Annotated in this window: 15 protein-coding genes and 2 pseudogenes; 7 read left to right on the forward strand and 10 right to left on the reverse strand. The window is 56.3% G+C overall.

Going from position 1 to position 21,373, the window contains the following annotated elements:
- Positions 1-828: pseudogene (locus VGU61_RS00900) on the reverse strand (indolepyruvate ferredoxin oxidoreductase); the annotation flags it as partial.
- Between the two features lie 149 nt (positions 829-977).
- Here VGU61_RS00900 and VGU61_RS00905 point away from each other — a divergent pair.
- The 3 genes from VGU61_RS00905 (at position 978) to VGU61_RS00920 (ending at position 2,797) form a co-directional block, all read left to right on the forward strand.
- On the forward strand, positions 978-1,892 hold the full coding sequence (locus VGU61_RS00905; RefSeq protein WP_326857215.1) for a LysR family transcriptional regulator: 915 nt from the start codon (positions 978-980) through the stop codon (positions 1,890-1,892).
- A gap of 67 nt (positions 1,893-1,959) precedes the next feature.
- Entirely contained in the window at positions 1,960-2,286 is a 327-nt protein-coding gene (locus VGU61_RS00910) for an RrF2 family transcriptional regulator (RefSeq protein ID WP_326857216.1), read from the forward strand.
- Positions 2,287-2,383: 97 nt separating this feature from the next.
- Entirely contained in the window at positions 2,384-2,797 is a 414-nt protein-coding gene (locus VGU61_RS00920) for a hypothetical protein (RefSeq protein WP_326857230.1), read from the forward strand.
- A 70-nt stretch (positions 2,798-2,867) separates the two neighbouring features.
- Here VGU61_RS00920 and VGU61_RS00925 read toward each other — a convergent pair whose 3' ends face one another.
- Positions 2,868-4,052: an MFS transporter gene (locus tag VGU61_RS00925; RefSeq protein WP_326857217.1), complete on the reverse strand. Its 1,185-nt coding sequence runs from the start codon at positions 4,050-4,052 to the stop codon at positions 2,868-2,870.
- 429 nt (positions 4,053-4,481) lie between these two features.
- The gene (locus VGU61_RS00930) at positions 4,482-5,378 is read right to left on the reverse strand and encodes a LysR substrate-binding domain-containing protein (RefSeq protein ID WP_326857229.1); all 897 of its coding nucleotides are present in this window, start codon (positions 5,376-5,378) and stop codon (positions 4,482-4,484) included.
- A gap of 105 nt (positions 5,379-5,483) precedes the next feature.
- Between VGU61_RS00930 and VGU61_RS00935 the strand changes: the two genes are divergently transcribed.
- Positions 5,484-6,257 (forward strand): sulfite exporter TauE/SafE family protein, encoded by a 774-nt coding sequence (locus tag VGU61_RS00935; RefSeq protein ID WP_326857218.1) that lies wholly within the window; start codon positions 5,484-5,486, stop codon positions 6,255-6,257.
- 468 nt (positions 6,258-6,725) lie between these two features.
- The gene (locus VGU61_RS00940; RefSeq protein WP_326857219.1) at positions 6,726-8,105 is read left to right on the forward strand and encodes an IS1182 family transposase; all 1,380 of its coding nucleotides are present in this window, start codon (positions 6,726-6,728) and stop codon (positions 8,103-8,105) included.
- Positions 8,106-8,440: 335 nt separating this feature from the next.
- Here VGU61_RS00940 and VGU61_RS00945 read toward each other — a convergent pair whose 3' ends face one another.
- On the reverse strand, positions 8,441-9,166 hold the full coding sequence (locus VGU61_RS00945; protein WP_326857220.1) for a hypothetical protein: 726 nt from the start codon (positions 9,164-9,166) through the stop codon (positions 8,441-8,443).
- Positions 9,167-9,557: 391 nt separating this feature from the next.
- Here VGU61_RS00945 and VGU61_RS00950 point away from each other — a divergent pair.
- Positions 9,558-10,045, forward strand: a pseudogene (locus tag VGU61_RS00950) (transposase); the annotation flags it as partial.
- A gap of 78 nt (positions 10,046-10,123) precedes the next feature.
- Here VGU61_RS00950 and VGU61_RS00955 read toward each other — a convergent pair.
- On the reverse strand, positions 10,124-10,648 hold the full coding sequence (locus VGU61_RS00955) for a DUF4142 domain-containing protein (RefSeq protein ID WP_326857221.1): 525 nt from the start codon (positions 10,646-10,648) through the stop codon (positions 10,124-10,126).
- Between the two features lie 589 nt (positions 10,649-11,237).
- On the opposite strand from VGU61_RS00955, the gene VGU61_RS00960 reads away from it, so the two are divergent.
- Positions 11,238-13,343, forward strand: coding sequence for a putative bifunctional diguanylate cyclase/phosphodiesterase (locus VGU61_RS00960; protein ID WP_326857222.1), 2,106 nt, complete (start codon positions 11,238-11,240; stop codon positions 13,341-13,343).
- 738 nt (positions 13,344-14,081) lie between these two features.
- Here VGU61_RS00960 and VGU61_RS00965 read toward each other — a convergent pair.
- The 5 genes from VGU61_RS00965 to VGU61_RS00985 all read right to left on the reverse strand — a co-directional run.
- On the reverse strand, positions 14,082-15,716 hold the full coding sequence (locus tag VGU61_RS00965) for a protein kinase domain-containing protein (RefSeq protein ID WP_326857223.1): 1,635 nt from the start codon (positions 15,714-15,716) through the stop codon (positions 14,082-14,084).
- 95 nt (positions 15,717-15,811) lie between these two features.
- The gene (gene tagH / locus VGU61_RS00970; protein ID WP_326857224.1) at positions 15,812-16,942 is read right to left on the reverse strand and encodes a type VI secretion system-associated FHA domain protein TagH; all 1,131 of its coding nucleotides are present in this window, start codon (positions 16,940-16,942) and stop codon (positions 15,812-15,814) included.
- Positions 16,943-17,324: 382 nt separating this feature from the next.
- On the reverse strand, positions 17,325-18,413 hold the full coding sequence (locus tag VGU61_RS00975) for a hypothetical protein (RefSeq protein ID WP_326857226.1): 1,089 nt from the start codon (positions 18,411-18,413) through the stop codon (positions 17,325-17,327).
- Between the two features lie 603 nt (positions 18,414-19,016).
- Positions 19,017-20,282, reverse strand: coding sequence for a L,D-transpeptidase family protein (locus tag VGU61_RS00980; protein ID WP_326857227.1), 1,266 nt, complete (start codon positions 20,280-20,282; stop codon positions 19,017-19,019).
- Positions 20,282-21,373 (reverse strand): tetratricopeptide repeat protein (locus tag VGU61_RS00985; RefSeq protein ID WP_326857228.1); only part of this gene is annotated, 1,092 nt, incomplete at its 5' end. The genes VGU61_RS00985 and VGU61_RS00980, both read right to left, overlap by 1 nt.

Here is a 21,373-nt window from a genome sequence, read left to right on the forward strand (position 1 = left end):
GCGGATCAGGCCGTTGTAAAGTCCGCCCTGGACAACGATGCCGACGCCATTGGCACGGTCGTTGCCGAAGGTTTCGTTGAGGCGGTTGCGGCGGATGAAGTCCAGCGCCGCCGGCCAGCGCGCTTCGATTTTCTGCTTCTCATGCTGGTAGGTGGACGGCGGCAGGCAGACCTTGCTGTAGTCGAACACCGGAGCGTCCAGCAGTTGCCGGGTCGAGAACGCCGGCGCACGGTTGTCCTTGCACTCGAAGGTTCCGTGCACATGGCAGGCGCGGATGCGCAGCTGCAGCATCACCGGCGTGTTGCTGGCCTCGGAAAGTTCGAAACCCTTTTCGACGGCATCGACGATGGAAGTCAGGTTCGGGCGCGGATCGAGCAGCCACATTTGCGATTTCATCGCGAATGCATGGGTGCGCTCCTGGATGATGCTGGAGCCTTCGCCATAGTCCTCGCCGAGGATAACGAGGGAACCGCCGATCACGCCGGCTGACGCCAGATTGGACAATGCATCGGAAGCCACATTGGTGCCAACGGTGGATTTCCAGGTGACGGCCCCGCGTAGCGGGTAGTGAATCGACGCGCCGAGCATGGCAGCGGCGCCGGCTTCGGACGCATTGTTCTCGAAATAGACGCCGAGGTCGTCGAGGATCTCTCTCGCGTCGCCAAGCACGTCGATCAGGTGGGATACCGGGGCGCCCTGGTAACCGCCGATATAGCTGACGCCTGACTGCAGCAGCGCCTTGGTGACGGCGAGAATGCCTTCGCCATGGAAGGTTTCCCCTTTGCCCAGGGCAAGACGCTTTACTTCTTCGCTAAAGGAGCGTTCCACACTTGTCTCCTGCCAATTAATTCGGTAGGGCAACAGATCCGACCGCTCGGTCTGCTTTGTAGATATTCGTGAAGTATAGGAAGCGCCATTCGTACAATCAAATCGATAATACGACTAAGATATATAGACATCATCTATATTGCCCCGTCATGCCAGCCACCCGCTCCCGCATCGATCTCAATCTTGTCCGCGTTTTCGTCACCATTTATGAAACCCGCAGCGTGACCGTCGCGGCCGAGCGCCTGTTTCTTACCCAGCCCAGCGTCAGTTATGCATTAGGGAAGTTACGCGATGCCCTGCACGACCCGCTGTTCATGCGCGGACCGCAGGGCCTGGTGCCGACCGCCTGCGGCGAGATGACCTATCGGAAATTCAGCGCCGCGATGGCCAGCATCGAAAGTGCCATCGAACCGACGACCGGGTTCGACCCGCAGCAATCATCGCAGCGCTTTCGCATCGCAATGAGCGACATCGGCGAAATGACCTTCCTGCCGCCGATAATGGAGCACATGCAGCGCGAAGCGCCGAACGTGGAACTGGAAGTGGTGCAAGTGGCGATCGATGAAGTGGCTGGATGGCTGGCGGCGGGAAAAGTGGATGCTGCGGTCGGCAACCTGCCCGGCCTGGTCGGCGTGGTGAAGAACCGCAAGCTGTTTTCCGAACACTATGTGTGCCTTGTGGGTGCGGGCAACGCGGCAATCGGCGAAAGCCTGAGCCTGGAGGACTTTTTGTCGGGCCGGCATATCGTGGTGTCGTCACCGTTTTCGGGGCACCGGCTTGTGGAAGATATTCTTCGCCAGCAGGGCGTCAGCCGCAAGGTAATCCTGCAGGTGCCGCATTTCACCATCGTCCCGAACCTGATGACGATCAACAAGGACTTACTGGTGACGATGCCGTCCCGCGTCGGCCGCTACTTTGCACTGAGCGGCTCATTGCGCGCGCTGGAGGTGCCCATCGAACTGCCTCACTTTGAGGTGCGCATGTTCTGGCATGAGCACCAGGAGGAAAAGCGGTCGCACCAGTGGCTCAGAAATGTCATTTACCAGGCGCTCAGCAGGCTTTGACCAGAATGACATAGCGTCCAATCGATTAATTTGCCGCCAAAGCCTGGGCACTCCAGCGGCCTAGTGCGTGCGGCCCACCATGGGATTGTTGCGCGAGGCAGGACTGGTTACGTCAGACCGCGGTCATGCCGGCGGCTGGCGCATTGCCGTCGACCTGAAGAAAATCACCTTATGCCAGCTACACGAGGCGCTCGGCGAACCAGCCATCTTCGCCGTCGGAAGTCGCAATGAGAACCCGCAGTGCCCGGTTGAACAGTCGGTAAATGCCGCACTTGACAGCGCTTTTGCCGAAGCCGAAGCCTTGTTGCTCCATCGCTTCCAAAGCATCACGCTTGCCGAACTGGCCTCCGATTTCGCGCGACGCAAAGCAGCACGACTTCTAGCGAGGAATTAGACGATGCAATATGACGTGATCGTAATTGGGGGAAGCTGTGCCCGGATGGCTGCTGCCCTTCAGCTCATCTGGGTGCGTAAAGCCGTGCTTGTGATCGATGCCGGACAACGGCGCAACCGCTTCGCAATTCACTCGCATGGCTTTCCTGCACAGGACGGACGGGACCCCGGCGAGATCGCGCGCAGCGCGTACACAGCTGGAAGCATACTCATCCCTCGCCTGGGAAGACACGACGGCCGTCGCAGTCACCGGCGCGCGGGACAACGTCACCGTGAAGACGGTAAATGGAAATACCTACCAGGGGCGAGCAGGACAAGCGGATCGCGCGTTATGCGGCTTTCGCCGAAATGCCAGAGGCGCAGGCAGCGCTAGTATCCAGGCCATGAAAGAGCGACTCCAGATCCTTTTGCCCGATGATGACATGGCAATTCTTTCTGATGCCGGGTTTCAAAACATCGAGCAGTTCCATGCTGGATTCACCTTCAAGGGCTGGGCCGGATATAAAGATTGATGATCTGCTTTTCCGGGTCTACCGCCCTGCTGACGTCTATCGCATCTTCGCTTGCATTTGCGCAGGATCATCATTGACCCTTCGGCGCCGTTGGCTTGAAGAGCCGGCGCATACTGATTAAACCGATCACCGGGCCAGGCAGCAGCAGCCATGCCACCTTGCTTTCAAGGTACGGAAAGGCCATCGTGGCAATAAATATCGATAACATCGTCAACAGAAATCCCAGACTATTTTGTATCGCCAACGCGCTGCCGATCAGATCCGGAGGACACGCTTTGGCGGACATGGCTGAAAACTGCGGCGAGTCCGCCACCACCGCAATACCCCATATCAGAAGCAGTCCAAGTTTCCAGTAAGCGGGCAGATCCTGCATCAATGGGTACAGCAGGCACATTAGCCCGGATGTGAAAAGCGCCCACCATGCAACGCGCGCACTGCCGATGCGCTGGCTAAGTAGTCCGCCGGCGATGCAACCGATCGCGCCGGCGCCAATCACGGCGAATGCCCATCCGGATATTTCCCGTGTCGATTGGGAAGTACCATCTGCGATGAACGAGGCCAGCAATAGCGGCACCACGGTCCAGAATGCGTATAACTCCCACATGTGGCCGAAATAGCCGAGTGCAGATGCACGAAACTCGGGTACATGAAACGCTTTCATGACATTAGCGTTGATGCCCGGTGCATTTTGAGATTGCCGTTTCAGATGGGGGCCCTCACCGAGCAAAGCGACCATCAGTGCACCGGCCAATGCGAGAATGGAGGAAATCAAGATGACGAATTGCCACGGGAATGCGGCTCCTGCCATCCGTACTGCATACGGCAAGGCTGTCCCCAATGTCATCATGCCCAGCAGCATTCCAAGATTGCGGCCGGCCGCCTGTGGATTCCAGGTAAGAATCAGCTTCATCCCGATGGGATAAATGCCCGCCAGCGACAGCCCCACTCCGAAACGGAACCACAATGCCGACTCAAGACCTGTGCTGAACAATGCGAACATCCCGTTGAATATCGCCCCCAGCACACTGCACAGAGCAAATATCCGGCTTGCGGAATAGCGGTCGGCAAGGCCGCTGAACGCGAACGACAATGTACCGACGATAAAACCAGCCTGTACCGCATTGGTGAGCCACCCGATATCGGCGGGAGTCAGCCCCCACAACCTGGTTAAGTCATCTGCCGCGCTATTTGCACTGAACCACAGCGACACGCCGAACAGCTGCCCTATGACAATAATAAATATCGGCTTGCTCATGGCGCTTGAAGAGAGTCGGAATATATAGTGAACGCCCGCGTGAGACTGCGGCAAATGCTAAAAAAGGAAGGTACTTGTCTTTTCGGAGAGCATTGTCTTTCTTTATATCCTACCAAGCATAAGTCGGGAACCCAACCGGAGGTTCGTCGCATCGACCTTGCAACAAGATGTGCAATCGCACGCTATCGTCCAAACTCCGACCGCTCGGAACAAAACAATATATAAGCCTGGAGCAGATCCGCCAATCGATCCGCAAGAGACACGACGCTCTGCGAATAGAGTGCTCATGCATCTGGCAATCAAGACGGCATACACGCTTTCATGGCTTTCGTCATCCCAAAAATCTGGGAAGGCCGGAAATATGTGCTTTTTTTTCGGATCTGCTTCGAAGCAGAGGTCAATATCACGGTGAGATGGTAAAGCCGACCTCTATTTCGCTCGAATATCTTCGATAAGCTTTCTTGTGTAACTTGGTAATTCATCGATGCGACGGGCGCAAATTGTAAGATTTCGCAAGGACCACGGGTCGGTTAAGCTGCTGTAGCGAATAGCCATCGTGCGTTGGCATCTCCTGGCCGCAGCCTCTGGAATGATACTGACGCCGACACCGTTTTCTACCATTCGACATATGGCATCAAAGCTGCGAAGACGCACGCGTACCTTAAGCGGTTTTCCAGCGCGCGCAGCATGGAGCGCCAGATATCGATGGAGCGCGCTATCTCCCGCCAATCCGACGAAATCGGAATCGAGCAATTTGCGGAAGGCAATACCATGCCCTGATCCGAATGTATCCGCTTCCCCGGTACGGACAGAGGTTACGACCACCAGCCTGTCCGTACGAAATTCAAACGTCTCAAGCCCGAAGAGGTCGACGGAGTCTGCCACAATGCCGACGTCAGCCACGCCCGCAGTAATAGCTTTGACAATGTCGTAACTCAGCCGCTCCTCCAGATCGATATCGACATTCGGATGCTGGGACATGAATTTAGCGAGTGCCTCCGGAAGAAATTCGCTGATGGCCGCAGTGTTGGCAAGCAGACGGATATGTCCTTTCATTCCTTGGGTGTACTCGGCCAGTTCGCCGCGCATCCTTTCCATCTGCTGCAGGATGAGACGTGCGTGATGCACCAGCGACTGCCCGATCGGAGTGGGATGTACTCCACGCCGACCACGCACCAGCAGCGGCATTCCAAGCAGCTCTTCCATGCTCCGGATGCGTGCACTCGCGGACGCGAGCGCAAGATGCGCGCGCTCGGCGCCGCCGGTAATGCTGCCTGCTTCCACTACGTGCAAGAATAGCTGCATATCTGTCAGGTCAAAGCGCAACACGAAATCCCCTTCCCAAGTTCTCTGTGAGCCTACGGCCCGGCCGAAGGCTGGCTAAGTTTATTCCACATTTTCAAATGTCGGCCTGCGAGACAAAATCAACGCATGGAAACGCTTACCCATTTCATCAATGCCGATTCCTTGCCGCTCCTGTTCTTCATCACGGCTACGTTCCTGGTGGCAGGCCTGGTGAAGGGCGTCGTCGGCCTCGGGCTTCCGACCGTCGCGGTAGGTTTGCTTGGACTAGTCATGGCGCCGGCAGCAGCAGCAAGCCTGTTGATTGTGCCTTCGGCCGCGACGAATGTTTGGCAGTTGATGGCTGGCCCCAGCTTTCGGCCGTTGCTCCGGCGTCTGTGGCCAATGATGATTGGTATCTGTACAGGGACCTTGGTGGGCAGTGCGGTGCTGCCGCGTGACGTCACCGGCTATGCCACCACTGCGCTCGGTATGGCGCTGGTGCTATACGCAGTCTTTGGGCTTGCCAAAGTGCGAGTGGCTGTTCCAGCAAGCCTGGAGACGTGGTTGTCGCCTGTGGTCGGCGCCGCGACAGGACTGGTAACGTCCGCGACCGGCGTGTTCGTGATGCCGGCGGTGCCATACCTGCAGGGGCTCGGACTCGACAAGGACGATCTGGTGCAGGCGCTTGGTCTGGCATTCACGATCTCAACTTTCGCACTGGCGGCAAGTTTGACCTTTGAAGGTACCTTCAAGCCGGCTGTCGTGCTCATGTCGTTTTATGCGCTAATTCCCGCTCTCGTCGGAATGCTTTTGGGACAGTGGATTCGTTTGCGCATTCGAACCGAAGTATTCCGGAAAATTTTCTTTGTGGGGGTGTTGGTTTTAGGCATGCAGTTGTCTTTACGGTCGTTCATGCCATAAGCATGGTGCGCAGAGCCGGCCCCTGCCCTTCTGCATCAGCGGCGTTTCAGAATTCGGAATTCATTGGCGCAGCTACACTATGCTCGCCCGCAGTTGGCGGCAGTAATGCACATTCAGGCCGACCGATGATACTTCTCCGGATTGACGTGACCGTGAGGCATAAGTGTCGGCGCCGTGGCATCAGTCCAGCGCTCGTACAGCATGTACTGATGCTGCATCCAAGCATGAAAGTCAGTTATGGCTAGCGACGCGAGGGCGAACGGCGCGGCGGGCATGAGTGCCTGAGCATGCCTGTCACTGGTCAGAATGGAATCCGGAGCGGTGGACATGGCGACGATTGAATGCGACGTTGCAACCTGCGAATCGTTGTGAGTGCCTGCTCCTGGCCGATTCTGTTGAAATAGTCGCCTTGACCTTTGCTAGACGTGCCGTAAGGTGACTAAACGGCATGCCTTAGCGGAGGCGATCATGATGGGGCGGAAACTTGTTCCTAGGGAACGTACCGAGATCATCAACCTGGAAGAGTTCGTCCCGCAGGACCATCTTCTGAGGGGGATCGATCGCTATCTTGATCTGGCCGAGTTTCGCGAGCACCTCAAGCCGTTCTACAGCCATATCGGCCGCCCGTCAGTAGACCCAGAGCTCATCATCCGCATGCTCATCATTGGCTACTGCTACGGCATCCGTTCTGAGCGCAGACTATGCGAGGAGGTGCACCTGAACCTGGCTTACCGCTGGTTCTGTCATCTTGGCATCCATGACCGTGTGCCCGACCACTCTACCTTCTCCAAGACGCGACATGGACGTTTCCGGGACAGTGATGCGTTCAGGGACTTGTTCGAGTCGGTACTGCGCCGGTGTATTCTCGAAGGCATGGTAGGTGGAGAAGGCTTTGCCACGGATGCAAGCGTCATCAAAGCCGATGCACGACGCCAGCGCGCAGTACGTGGCACCCAGTCCCCTGATTGGGGCAACCCAGAACAATGGACCCGACCAGTCAGGGAATATCTCGCCGCACTCGATGCCACCAATACCGATACCGGCCTGCCCAAATCGATATCACTTACCGATCCCTGCGCCTCATGGACGGCAACCGCTGGCCCGGCATTCTTTGCTTATTCCACCAATTATCTGGTTGATGTGAAGGCTGGAGTCATCGTTGATGTCGAACCTTCCTCTTCAAACCGTACCTGCGAAGTGCAGGCTACCCGCACCATGATCGACAGAGTGGGTCGCCAATTCCAGATGACGCCGCAGCGGCTCATTGGTGACATGGCATATGGATCGGCCACGATGCTGGGTTGGCTAGTCAAGGATAAAGGAATTGAGCCGCATGTACCGGTCTGGGACAAGAGCGAGCGCACGGATGACACCTTCGGTAGAAGCGATTTTTTCTGGGATCAGGAAGCTAATGTGTATCACTGTCCCGGCAAACGGTTATTGCATGGTCGCCGTCGTGTCTTTGCCAATTTGACTTCTGCAGTCACTAAGGCCGACACCATCATCTACCGTGCCAGCCAAGCTGACTGCCAGACATGCAGCCTCAAGGTCCAATGCTGTCCTAACACGCCATTTCGCAAGATAGCGCGCAGCATCCATGAGGATGCACGGGACTTGGTCCGCCGCCTGATGGGCACCCCGCAATATCAGCAGTCACGCTGCGAACGCAAGAAAGTAGAGATGCTGTTTGCCCATCTGAAGCGCATCATCAAGCTGGACCGATTACGATTGCGAGGTCCAACTGGCGCGCATGATGAATTCTTATTGGCAGCCACTGCTCAGAATTTGAGGCGCTTGGCGAAACTGCTTTGTTTAGGTGCGCTCCAGCCAACCAAACCGGCTGGTTGAAAGCACCTAGGAACCAACCTAGCACCTTCAAGCTGCAATCCCGCCTTCTCATCGGATCAACGATTAGATACCTAACTACGTTGCTCGCCGACTATTTCAACAGAATCGGCCGATAGCTGCCCATCGCTGCCGACACCTAGCGACCGACCAAACGAAGTCGCGCATGCGATCGTATTTCTCTTCTCTGCAAATGCTGCGCATATCAACGGAGTGATGCTTGCCGTAGATAGAGGTTATACAGCTGCCGGAATTGGCATGACTGGTCATGTCCAGTCATCACAACCGATGAATGCGATGGCGTATGCGGCGGTCGTAGCCCACAGGCGCGCCAGCGCTTACTGCCCCGATTGCTTGGATTGCCCCGCGCGCTCCACTGCGTCGCGCATCGCCTCCGGCATGGAGTTCTTTGCGGCATCGAACAATGAAGCCACGGCCTGATGGATATCTGGCCGCTTGTGTTGCTCCGCAACCTCTTGCTCCACATGCCGCCTAATGTCGACAAAGAGGACTGCGCCAAAAGAAGGATATCGGCTCGGCAGTGACGCGAGAAAGTCGCGCGCCGCCTCGGTGCGCATTTTGCGATGCGCTTCGCGCCGCGACTTGAATACTTCTGCGTCTTGCTCATCGAGGATGGTGAATTGACCTTGCTTGTCGCGCTCGATTTCGGCAGCGACCATCTCTGCGCATCTCGACGCAATCCGCAGGGACAGTCTGGACTTGAACGCGGAACCCGCATCGGCGCTCGTTCGCAGCAGTGAAAGAGCATCACTTCCCGAGTCCGCCTCTAGCCCTTCACGCAGCCGCGCGGCACGGTCGCTCGCATCCTGCTCCAGCCCCGCGGTCAGTACATCAGCGGCGCATTCTGCACCATACGCCTGCAGTGCAGCGACGGCAGCTCTTTTCTCAAGCGGGACCGATTCATCTCTTGCCTTGCGCAGACCCGCAAGGGCCGAATCGGGTGCGGAAGCGTCGGAAACGACAGCCGTCAAGGCGGACGCAAGCGCATCCGCCACGGCGGCCTGGTCGATCGATTGCAGGAGGGGTTCGAGATTATTGTTCATGCTGTTCCAATAAATGGGTCGGTGCGTCCGACCAGTGCCTTATTGACACTCGCCTGAATCGATTGGTTCTGCATGTACTCCTTGCCCGTTTGAATCATTATGGGACGGAAAGTTTTCTGATGCCGCCGGAATTGCATGCCTGTTCAAGTCCGACTGGTGTGCGGAACGCGCAGCCGCCTCGGCTTCAGGTTCAAGGCGGCCTAAAGCGCCGCTATTGGCCGCCTTGCGCCTTATACGCAGTTGATGGCACCGGCGGCTCTACGCCATATTCCAGACATAGATCTCATGGATTCGGAGCGCAGGACCCGACCGATTCTGTTGAAATAGTCCCATTGACCTTTGCTGGATGTACCGTAATTTGACTGAACGGCATGCCTTGGTGGAGGCGATCATGATGGGGCGGAAACTTGTTCCGAGGGAACGTACCGAGGTCATCAACCTGGAAGAGTGCGTCCCGCACGACCATCTTCTGAGGGCGATCGATTGCTATCTGGATCTGGCCGAATTTCGTGAGCACCTCAAGCCGTTCTACAGCCATATTGGCCGCCCGTCGGTGGATCCGGAGCTCATCATTCGTATGCTCATCATTGGCTACTGTTACGGCATCCGCTCCGAACGCCGATTGTGTGAGGAAGTGCATCTGAACCTGGCGTACCGCTGGTTCTGCCACCTTGGCATTCATGACCGAGTGCCAGACCATTCCACCTTCTCCAGGACTGGGCATGGCCGCCTGCGCGACGGCGATGTTTCCGAGAGTTGTTCGAGTCGATGCTGCGCCGATGTATCGGCGAAGAATTCGTAGGTGGCGAAAGCTTCGCCACCGATGCCAGCGTCATCAAAGCCGATGCGCGCCGACAACGTGCCGTGCATGGTACACAAGCCAGCTGTGCACAGTGCACCGGGCGAGAAAGAAACTAGAAACGATATTCGACCTGGCACAGGGCACTGCCGCCTTTCTCACTTCAGCGACGCCTGCATATTCTTCGCATGCCGGAGATGTGTTTCAAATGCCGGACGAGCCGTCATAAGCGCATGTTGTAGCTCGGCATTCTTCACGTTCGGGATCAAGATTTTGTCCAACGTATCCAACACCGTCTGATGGTAGTTCAGTTCGTTATCGATGTAGGCAATGTCGAATTCTTTTCCCTTCAATCCTTTCAGCTTTGAAAGTGTCGTCGCGCCGTTTTCCTTGAAACTCTTGCTGGCCTTGCTTTCCTCCGGCTTGATTTTCACTTTCTTGGCTAATGCCGTCGCCTGCTTATTGACTGCGCTATGATCCGTAATCATCAATTGCGCAAACTCTTTCACATCGACGTTTGTGGATTTTGATTTGGCAAGTTCTCCTGCGCCGATGTCAACGTTGTTGACGGCAAGGAGAATAGCAACGATCTGCGCATCATTTGGCGCAGCGGACTGTGCAGATGCCGCAGCAGCGGTCAACGCCAACAATATCGCTGCCAGCGCCTCAAAAATTGTTTTCATGGAATTCTCCTTGTTGAGTGGAAGGAAATCGAAGCGTGCTGCAGACGTTAGATGGATGAACACATTGCACGTTCGCAAAGCAGGACGATGCCGACTCCTTCCATATCGAGCTGGCAGTCCGCTGGCTGGCGATCAATGCGGTCGACTAACTAGTTGGGAGCAGTTGCATGTTGGCGGTCGTCCATAGAACGACGGCATCGGCGGAATGACACGCTTTCAGTGAAGGCGATGCACCTCCGGGAGAATACTTCTTTACGCAACGCCTCTCATTTTTCTGCCGTACCGACTGCCGCCCTTCCCGGCTGACCGCTATGATCGCAAGCAGTCTTTAACATCCCTTAGGAGCAGGCGCGGAAAGATTTTTTCAGTTGTTCAACTTATCGCGCTTCCGTTATGGTGCTTCGTTAAGCATCAGAACAATCATAGGCGCATTCGCGTGTCGATCACACCATACTCTTATCGAGAGTCTCTGCAAATGAAATATGCTTGCCGTCCAGGTCCGCTATTATCGGTATCTTGGCCCTGGCGCCCGAGCTTTTCTGGCGGACCGGATACCCATGGCGAAATGTTCTATTTTAGAAAGGACATCATGACCGCCAATACGGTTCTTATCGTTACCGATGACTTTGCAGACGCAAAGTTGCTCAAAGAGACACTCGCATCTGCAAGAGATGGTCCTTTTATTGCTGAGTGGGTACGTGATTTATCCGGCTTGGTAAGTCGCCTCGACCACCCGAGAATTGACATTATTCTTATCGATTTCTTTCTGCCAGATAGCCAGGGCCTGGAAACCTTTGATGTCCTCTTCAAGCTTGTGCCTACTATTCCCATCATGACACTCTGCAGTGAGGCAAATGAACACCTCGCTATCGAAGCGGTGCAGCGCGGTGCCCAAGGCTTCCTCAGTAAAGGCCATTTTCAAAGCTCGCTGGTGCCACAGGCGCTTCGCAGCATCATTCACCGTAAGAAAGTAGAAGAAGCACTCTTCGTGGAGCGGGAACGGTCGCGCGTCACTCTTGAGTCGATTGGGGACGGCGTACTGAGCACTGATGTCGCGGGTAACGTTACTTACATGAATGCCGAAGCGGAACGCATGACAGGCTGGTCACGCGGCGAGGCGCAGGGTCGTCCAGTTGCCCAAGTCTTTCATCTTATTGACGGCGAATCGCGACAGCTGGCAAGGAATCCGGTGGAAATGGTCATCCTTCATGGGAAAACACTTGCTCTCCACGCCAATTCGGTATTGGTGCGCCGGGATGGATATGAATCGCCAATTGAAGACTCCGTGGCACCGATCTTCGACCGCAACGGCGACATTACCGGCTCAGTCGTTACCTTCCACGACGTGTCCGAAGCCAAGGCAATGGTGCAGAAAATGGCGCACCTGGCGCAACATGATTACCTTACCAACCTACCGAACCGACTACTTTTGAATGACCGCCTGACGCAGGCGATTTCCTACGCAAAGCGGCATGCCACCCAGCTTGCGGTTCTGTTCCTGGACCTCGACAATTTCAAGCACATTAATGACTCGCTCGGACACGCAATGGGCGACAAGTTGCTTGAATCCGTCGCACGCCGGCTGGTATCCCAGGTGCGGCATTCCGACACGGTGAGCCGATTGGGTGGCGACGAGTTCGTCATCCTTGTACTGGAAGATGTACTGGCAGAACACTCAACCATCACCGCTGAAAAAATCCTTCATGCACTTGCTGCACCTCACTACCTTGCTGCTACTGAGCTGCACATCACGACGAGTATCGGAATCAGTACGTTTCCGGCTGACGGCGATGACGCTGATACGTTAATTAAGAACGCAGATGCGGCGATGTATCACGCGAAGAAAAAGGGTAAAAATAATTACCAGTTCTTTAACAGCCCAATGAATGCCTTAGCAGTGGAGCGCCAGGCCATTGAGGTGGAACTGCGTCGCGCAATTGCGAAGAACGAACTTTTGGTGTATTACCAGCCGAAGGTCAACCTGGTGTCAGGGATGGTTACTGGTGCGGAAGCGCTCGTTCGCTGGATCCACCCTGATAAGGGCATGGTGTTACCCGAGTCTTTTATCCCCATCGCCGAAGACTCGGGCCTGATCGTCGCTATCGGAAAGACCGTCCTTCTCCAGGCCTGCCGGCAGGCCAAGGCTTGGCGTGATCAGGGAATGCAATCTCTGATCATCTCCGTCAACGTCTCGGCATTGGAGTTTCGAAGTCGTGGGTTTGTAGAAAATCTGCGCAATGTATTGGCCGAAACAGGCTTGGATGCGCGATTTCTTCAGCTTGAGTTGACTGAGAGCGTACTCATGCGCAACGTGGAATCAAGCAGCGCCGTCCTTCATGAGCTGAAACAAGTCGGTGTGCAGCTTGCCATTGATGATTTTGGCACCGGCTATTCCAGTTTGAGCTACCTAAGCCAGTTTCCGATTGACGTGTTGAAAATTGATCAGTCATTTGTGCAAAGCATCTCATCGAATGACGGTAACAGCGTCATCGTAAATGCCGTAATCAGTATGGGAACCAACTTAGGGCAAAGAGTTGTTGCAGAAGGCGTTGAAACACAAGCGCAGCTCGCATTTCTCCATGCAAATCACTGCAGCGAAGGGCAGGGTTATCTTTTTAGTGCGCCGGTATCGGCGGACGATTTTACGCAGCTTCTAGGGCGGGGAACTGTAGGTGGCAGTGTCCCGCTGCAATAGCGGCAGGCCCAACTTTGCCACCCAGCTTACAAACGCAGCATCGTTTATACCGACATGATCTGAATAAGTGGCAACGGCTTTTTCAGCGATGTATTTCCGCGATATCAGCAAACCGTAAGGCAGCGATGTCTCGTTCCTGCCGTCCTATGCCAGCGAATCTCACGCCAAGTCGTCCATGACACATGGCCATACCGATTTTGCGGGACATACATCGCCACCCCAATAAATTTCGAAGAGATAGTTAGCAGCGTTTTCGACAAATACCCCACTATGCCATTAGCATGGATACCATGAAAATGTCTCGATGAGATTGCCGGTGTGAGGCCACGCATGCCCACAGCGTGATCACTGTCCCGTTATGCGGCATGGTATTCATGCCGCCACTGGCCATGGAGGTGGCGCTGGCGGAAGCTCTCCCATGCTACCCATCAAATCTTCCAATTATCAATATCGACAAAACTTTGGTGATCGGAATGAAACGGTCCCGAAGTACAACATAAGGGCGTGGCTAAACATCCGGTCAGAAAACGCAGGGGGATTTTTTGTGCGGTGACTGAACTCCTGCTGTAGCAGGCGTGGCCATCCGGAACCGTGTCAATTGCGCCTCAAAACCTTCATGGGAAAACGCCCTTTCCGGCATACTGGTAACCGCATCCGCAATCATCCGCTTGGCAGATCATGTTTTACGGAATAAACGATTCACAGGCTCGTGCATGCAGCGAATGGAATCTATCCGATTCATTCAACGCGGTAGAAATCATGCTCGACGTTCGACGTGGATTTCTTCCGTACATCAACGTTGATAATCCAGGGCGGATAGTAAGGATTGACCACCTTGATCTGATGCTGTCCCTCCGGGAGGGTCAAGGTCTTCAACGGAGGACTTGCGCCTTTGGCCGCGCCGTTCACAAAGACGTTACCCCATGGCTTGATGTTGATCCGGACTGTGCCTGTCGGCTTTTCGGGCTTTGGCTCGGCTGCCGCGACCGATTCCGACGCTTTGGCAGCCTTTGCATCCTCTTCCTGCCTGGTCAACGCTGCAAGACGGGCGCGTGCCTGCGCAGCGAATTTTCCTGATGGATATTTTTCTATAAAGCCCGTGACATCGCCGGCTTTTGCGTCGTTACTGTTTTGCAGAAGCTCCCATGCCACCGTTTCCTCATCCATGATTTGTTCCGGCGGCTGTATCGGGGCGCTCACTTCAGGCGTAGCAACCGGCATCGGTGCCGGGGCGTGGTTTGCACTGGCGGAGACGTCCGGCGACCCGGGAGCGGCGCGTAACCCGAAATAAGCACCGATTCCAACAAGGCCGATCACACCTGCGGCTAGCGCTGCATGGACGGGCTTGAAAGCCTTTCGGGCCGTCCGGCTTGTTGCAGAACGTTCGGCTTTTAGCGATTGCGCATTCTTTGCTGGACTGGCGCTTCTTAGCGGCTCGACCGGCATCGGAAGCACGAGCTCCAGGTCCAGCATTCGGCGGAACGCCTCGATTGACTGCGGCCGGTCTTCCGGCCTGACTGCAAGCCCCTTGTCGATCGCCGCCAGAAAGGATTTGTCGAATCCGGGATAGTCTCCGTCCTGGAGACGTTCGATCGGATCCTTGATCATGCGTGCGACCGACGTCGGCGGCGGCTTTTTAACGATGGCCAGATACACCACAGCCGACAGTGAATAGATATCTGTCCACGGCCCCTGGCTCATGCTCATATCGTCAGCGTATTGCTCGATCGGTGCGTAGCCGGGCTTCAGGATGACGGTGAGCGAACGCGACATGTCTCCGATGATCTGGCGGGCCGCGCCGAAGTCCAGCAATACCGCTTCGCCACTCGCCTGGATCATGATGTTGTCCGGCGAGATGTCACGATGCAGGATATTGACCCGATACAGTGCATCCAACGCCTCGAGCATCGGCTTGAGCAGACTTTTCAGCCAGTCCTGCGTCACCCGGGCGGGATTTTCCAGGACCACATTCTTCAGGGTCTGTCCTTCGTAATAACGCATCGCCATGTAGGCGGTACCGTTCTGTTCCCAGAACCGGTACACCTTGATGAGCGCCGGATGATCGAACTGGGCGAGAAGACGCGCTTCATTGATGAAGCTTTTCAGGCCCGTCGTGAATGTCTCGCCGTCGCGCGCCGATCGAGGCACGACACCATAATCCGCACCGCGCAAGGCAAACGCGGCCGGCATGTATTCCTTGATGGCCACCGTACGTTGCAGCGAATGGTCGAAGGCGAGATATACGACACCGAAGCCGCCCTCGCCTATCACCCCGGCTATTTCAAAATCGGCGACCCGCGAGCCGACGGGAAGACAGGTTCCAGTCCTCCCTTTTGCTTCCAGGGTATCGGTGTCGGCTTTAGCGTTCAGCATGATGGACCAATTGGAGAACTGCCGCGTCCTGCACAGTTAACACCATGACACTCCGTAGCTGCCTAACAGATGCTCCGGATGTCGCCACGATCGCCTCAGACATGTTTTCCCTGGTTGTCGTGGCGCTCCACTTCCTCCTCGTACGCCTTCAGGAAAGGCTTGCCGAAGATCGCATGAAAATCCTCCTGGGTTTTCACATGCAGTTTTTTGAATGACTTGATGAAGGTGTCCCACAGCTTTGCCTTGCGCCGTGTCGGCATCAGCGCATCGATCACCGATCTGTTCGCGACGGCCTGCTCGAGCGCTTCCGGATCGTAACGCTTCAAGGCATTGTTGATGGCGGCGCGCATGCCGGCCATGATCCCCGCCTGGTGGGCGCGCAGGTCGTCATAGATGTCCTGCAGGGCTTCAGCCGGGCTCATGAAACCGGGCATCTTCTTCCGGAACATCTGGGTAAGGACAGTCTCGCTGTCGGACAGGAACTTGAGAGGATTATTGTTCCTCACCACGACCATCGTGACGTCGGCATTGACTTCGCGCTTGACGAACGCGCGCTGCGCATTCAGGTCCATCGTGCCCTTGATGGAAATTGCCAGCAGCTTGCCCAGCGTTTCCATCAATTCGGGCGTCAAGCCCTGTGCGATCGTTACGGAAGGAATGCCGGCTCCCTTAAGGAAGGCATCGAGCAGGGCCTGGTTGCTTTCGCTGACAGGCGCCGCCTCAGGTGCGTCCGGAACCGCGCTGCGCGCATGGCTCACGGGGACGCTGCCGGCAATGCTGGCATTGCGGATCGCTTCCAGTGCGGCTTTGGCTTCGTGACCAATGACCGGGGAAGCCTCCATCGCAAGGGCTGGCTCGTCGATGTCGTTCACCGGCATGCCGTTGGAAACCGCCAGCGAAGGCCCTGCGTGCCGCTGCGCCTCCGCGCGGAGCACGTAGAGACCGATACGGATCTCGTCACCGGCATGTAAATCGTATTCGCGGTCCGGCTCGATTTCACAATTATTGACAAGTATTGGATTGTGCTGACTCATGTTGACGATGCTGTGACGGAATCCGTCACTTTTGACGCGCGCATGAACCCTGGACACCAGGTTTTTCGGATCTTCCAGCACCAGATGGTTATCCTTGCCTCGTCCCATCGTTTTCCCTTCAGGACCGAAAGTCAGGGATGTTGGGTGAGCCACGGCTTCATTGTTATACGAGACAACGGTGATATTGATCATCGGCATATTCCAGAAGGCTGCGAATAAAGAACTCAACAATGCGCACTACCTGTATCCCAAACCGCAGCAGTGATTGTCTGGCGGAAAGGAGACGGATAATGTAACCCGGCTGCAATAAAATCGGAAACAGTCTTAAGACTTTATTTTTTTACAACAGCGTCTCGAAAACTGCGCCTGGACAGTGCGGCAGTGTCGAGATTGTAGCGAATAAGAAAAGCAAAAAGCTTGCCGAAAGGAATTACCGCTGGAAGGCTTGCTTAAGTCGCACCCGGATGTGGTTTTATTACATCGTCCATGGAATCGAACGGTTTGAGCGCGGATTTATGGAAAAATTTCTTTTAACCAAGACTTGGTCGTGACGGCTGGCTGCCGCTCCGCGATATCAGAAAACACTCGCCTGTTTTTCATATGACGGACAGCCGTTTTTGCCCCAGCTGCCGTCACATATTTCCCATTTGCAGTGTTCTCTCAGGATGAAGTTCGAGCGGCGCTCGCATTGTGCGAGAAGTGCCCGCTTGCTTGCACCGGCAACAGGAGGCTGGCGCTTCTCCGAAGCTGATGTCGTACTTGGCCGACTCGGTGCTCTGGCGCGCGCCTCATCTGCCGCCCGCTGATTTTCATTCTTTTTTTTTAGCTCTTCGGCAGCCTGTTGTCGGATCCGTTCGATTTCCCGGTTCTTTTCAGCCTGTATTGCGTCAGCCCGGTCCAGCGCTGCCTGGCGGCGGATGCGCTCGATTTCGGGATCCTTGGCGGCACGCTTGGTCGCGGCTGCTTTTTGCGGCGTATCGTCGTCGATAGCCGGCAGCTTACGGTCAGCCTCGCGAGCCAGTGCCACCTCGGGTTCCCTTGCGGCGCTTTTCGGTGCGGCTGCTTTCTGCGGCATGTCAGCTTCGATTGCCGCTGCTTTCTGATCCGCTTCCCGAACCTGCGCGGCGGCTTGTTTTGGCGTTACGCCGGCAATCGGCGCGGATGGAGCGCGCTCCTCTGCTTCCGCAGTTCCTGGCTTCGTCGTGCTGTCATCGGCTCCGCCCCCTGCGGCACTTTCGCCCGTCGTGGCGGACGATGCACCGCTCGACATGGTGACGGTCTCCGACGGCGAGGTGGTCACCGACGGCGAAGCCGCGGCAATCGCGCCATCGCCGCCCATCGGCGGCGGGTTACCGTCATAGGGTAGTTCACTGGCGCTAATTCCCTTGCGGGTGCCCGCAGTAGATGGCAGGTTTGCTTCTTCCCTTTCCATCGGGGCACTGATCACCGCAGGTGGCTTGACGCTCGCCGGTTCGCCGGCAGGTTTTTTCATCCACCAGTTGGTGCTCAGGCCGACAAAGGCGCCAACCACGAAGATCGCCGGCATCAGCATGACGCGCGACCATCGATGTTTGGGCTGCTGGACATTTTGATAATCGAAACCGGCATACCGATGCACATCGTTCCGGTTGTAGGTATAGGCAGGATGGGAAAACATCGACATGTCGGCCTCCCGGGCGTGCGGCTGCCCGCCCGGCTCCTTGAAACCGGGTTCCCTGTGGGTAGACGCCCCCGGTGCGGCATGCTGTTCCGCAAACGGCCGTCCTGCTCCCGATATCCCTTTTTCCCTGTCCTGGTATCGGGGATCAGATCCGGGACGTTGCGGCGGGGTGGTTGGGTTAGTCAAACTTGCCTGCCTTTGAAAGTGTTCCGTCAACTTGCGCAATCTGCAAGGCCGGCCTGAATGATGACAGCAACGTTTACTCGACGGGAAGGTACCGTGTTGCCTGTTGCCAAGGGCATGCCGGCCAAATTGGCTTTTTATAAATGACGTTGTCGACATGACTAAGTTCCGTCAGCGCGTTTGCGGATGAGCATGCCTTGCTGACAGACTTACCTCATTCTCAATGTCCTGATTGTAGGAATTAACGCCATGCACCACTTGATGTCGATCACATCGGGAACCGCTGATACGCATCCGGGCCGCCGGTTTTTGTAACCGAATGTGAGGCTGCCGCTTTATGTTCCCTGTGGGAGCGCCAGGCAACGAAAAAGGCTGCCGAAGCAGCCTTTTTGTTTTGTTCAAATACAAACCCTTGTCGCACCCTTAAAGGTTAAGCTCGTACACGATTTTCCAGTGCGCGCCTTCCTTCGCCCAATATTGCCGCTTACGCACGGTGCTCCTGCTTTTTCCATCGAAGGCGTCCTGGGTGAACGTGCTGACGATCAGGTCGTCCCGGTCCGGGTAGAAGAAGTAGGTCATATCGCGCAGTTTCAGCGACAGCTTTTTTGCGTTCACCGGAAACTTCTGATGCTTCGCCCACCATTCGTTGATGTCTTCACCCTGGTCCGACTTGAATTGCCGCGAATAATTGGCGAACAGGCGGTTCGGATTCAGGCTCTCCACATCGCGTCGCCAGTCTTCCACCAGCCTGGCAGCCGTATTACGGTAACCTTCCCACTTCGCCTGGCTGACGAATTCGACACTTTCGGCGATGACCACCGGTGTCTTGCCGATTTCGACCGACGCGGACAGCTTGTGCAGATCCGGGTTGGTGAGCACGACGCAACCGTCCGACGAAAGCGGCGGACGGCTGAAACTGTCGGACGGCGTACCATGCAGCCAGATACCGGAGCCGCTTCGGCCGTTGAGCCGATCCCATTCATTGGGATAATTGATCGGCAAGGCGCCCGAACCGTAAAAATCGGGAAGCCGTGCAGCCGACAGCCTGCCGGTAATGTAATAGACACCCACCGGCGTTTTCTGGTCCCCCTCCTTCAGCTTGTTGACGCCGAACTTGCCCTGGCTGATGTAGTAATCAGTGACGTACTTCGGCCGCCCGCCGCGGTTCTCGTAGACATATAAGCGCGACCGCTTCGCATCGACCAGCAGCACATGTTTCTGATCGTCGCGCATCTGCAATATCGGACGGGGCAACAGGTCCGGACTCGGGCGTTCACGCAGCCACCGCAGCCGCACCATCGCTTCATCGCGCAGGCTTTTCAGCTTGTCTTCGGGTGCGCCGGCTACCGCGCCGAGCGCGGTGACGGGCCGGGTATGCATGAGAAGGAGGTCGCCACGCACAAGATGGCCGAGCCGGAAATTCGGATAGGCCTCCACAAGCGCATCGGCCTTTGCCTGCGCCTGGCGCAAGCGATTGGCGGACAGTTCCTTGTAGACCTCGATCAGCATGACTTCCGGATCGGGCTTGAGCTGCTCGGCCTGCGACCTGGATTGCTCCGCCTGCGGCTTTGCCAGGACGACAGATGACGCGACAGTGCCGGCGCCGGCGAGCAGCCAGCAGAGCCCTGAAAGAATAATGCGCCCGGGGATGGATCCTGCCGGGCGCTTGGATATACAAAAGCGAACCATCAGCTACCAGTCTGCTCCTGTTTGATCTGCCATTTTCCGGACTGCCTGGTCAGTACCAATGTCTTGCGGGTATTGGCGGTCAGCCGGTCGGATTGATAAATTTGGCGAAATTTGACCGTGGCGGTGTTGCCGTTCACGTTCACTTGGGGCGTCTCGATACGGACATTGATGCGATTCTTGCCGACAATACGGGCGCGGCGCTCTTCCTCCCAGGTCTTGCGAGGCTGACCGCCCGGCGTCTGGAAGTCGCCGCTGTAGGCGCCAAGATAATTTTTCATATCCTGTTCGCTCCATGCGCGCGCCCATTCGTTCACCGCTTCCATTACGTCATCCTTTTCACCGGCGCCGGCAGCAGGTTTGGCGGCAGGTTTCTCCGGCTCCACCTTGGGTTTCGGCTCTATCTTGATTTCAGGCTTGGTCTGCACCGTGGCCTGCGGAGTGGCCATCGCGACCTTCGGCGGTTCGGCGGCCGGCTTTTGAGTTGTTGCGACCGGCGGGACGGATGCCGGCGCCGCAGGAGCAGCGGATTTTGCGGTATTGGCCGGGGTGCCATTGGCGGCATTGGAATTGGCAGTGCCATTCCCACCGGCGACGAGAGTGCGAACCAGGGTCAGTTTGGATTTGGCCGTGCTGTTCGCGGAGTCGAGCTGGAACGCCTTGTCGTACGCCTGGCTGGCGAGCTTGGCATGCACATCGCCGAGATTTTCATAGGCTGTCGCATACGACGGGTTGGTACGGATGGCCGCATCGAGCGCCGCGCGCGCCTTGTCATACTGGCCATTGGCGGCATACAGCACGGCGAGATTGTTGTAGGGTTCGGGCAACGAGGGGAAGTCTTCGGTCAGCTTGGTGAATACCGTGATTGCATCAGCCGACTTGTTCTGCTCGGTCAGGATCACGCCCTTCATGAACCGCATCTGCGCATCCCGCGGGTTTTTGGCAAGGGAAGCCTCAACTTTGCTCATCGCCTCGGTGTACTGCCCTGAACGCATCAGTCGTCCGACATCTGCGCTGTCATCAGCGATCGCGGTTCCCGAAAGCGCGGCAGCAATGATCGATACTGCAAGGGTGCGCTTGAATGCCGGATAAAG

It is taken from the genome of Noviherbaspirillum sp. (assembly GCF_035944575.1).
Classification (GTDB): Bacteria; Pseudomonadota; Gammaproteobacteria; order Burkholderiales; family Burkholderiaceae_D; genus Noviherbaspirillum.

Coding starts and splice junctions, on each gene's coding strand:
- VGU61_RS00905 (WP_326857215.1), top strand. CDS start 978: ATGCCAGCCACCCGCTCCCGCATCGATCTCAATCTTGTCCGCGTTTTC.
- VGU61_RS00920 (WP_326857230.1), top strand. CDS start 2,384: ATGCCGGACAACGGCGCAACCGCTTCGCAATTCACTCGCATGGCTTTC.
- VGU61_RS00925 (WP_326857217.1), bottom strand. CDS start 4,052: ATGAGCAAGCCGATATTTATTATTGTCATAGGGCAGCTGTTCGGCGTG.
- VGU61_RS00935 (WP_326857218.1), top strand. CDS start 5,484: ATGGAAACGCTTACCCATTTCATCAATGCCGATTCCTTGCCGCTCCTG.
- VGU61_RS00940 (WP_326857219.1), top strand. CDS start 6,726: ATGATGGGGCGGAAACTTGTTCCTAGGGAACGTACCGAGATCATCAAC.
- VGU61_RS00945 (WP_326857220.1), bottom strand. CDS start 9,166: ATGAACAATAATCTCGAACCCCTCCTGCAATCGATCGACCAGGCCGCC.
- VGU61_RS00955 (WP_326857221.1), bottom strand. CDS start 10,648: ATGAAAACAATTTTTGAGGCGCTGGCAGCGATATTGTTGGCGTTGACC.
- VGU61_RS00960 (WP_326857222.1), top strand. CDS start 11,238: ATGACCGCCAATACGGTTCTTATCGTTACCGATGACTTTGCAGACGCA.
- VGU61_RS00965 (WP_326857223.1), bottom strand. CDS start 15,716: ATGCTGAACGCTAAAGCCGACACCGATACCCTGGAAGCAAAAGGGAGG.
- tagH (WP_326857224.1), bottom strand. CDS start 16,942: ATGATCAATATCACCGTTGTCTCGTATAACAATGAAGCCGTGGCTCAC.
- VGU61_RS00975 (WP_326857226.1), bottom strand. CDS start 18,413: ATGTCGATGTTTTCCCATCCTGCCTATACCTACAACCGGAACGATGTG.
- VGU61_RS00980 (WP_326857227.1), bottom strand. CDS start 20,282: ATGGTTCGCTTTTGTATATCCAAGCGCCCGGCAGGATCCATCCCCGGG.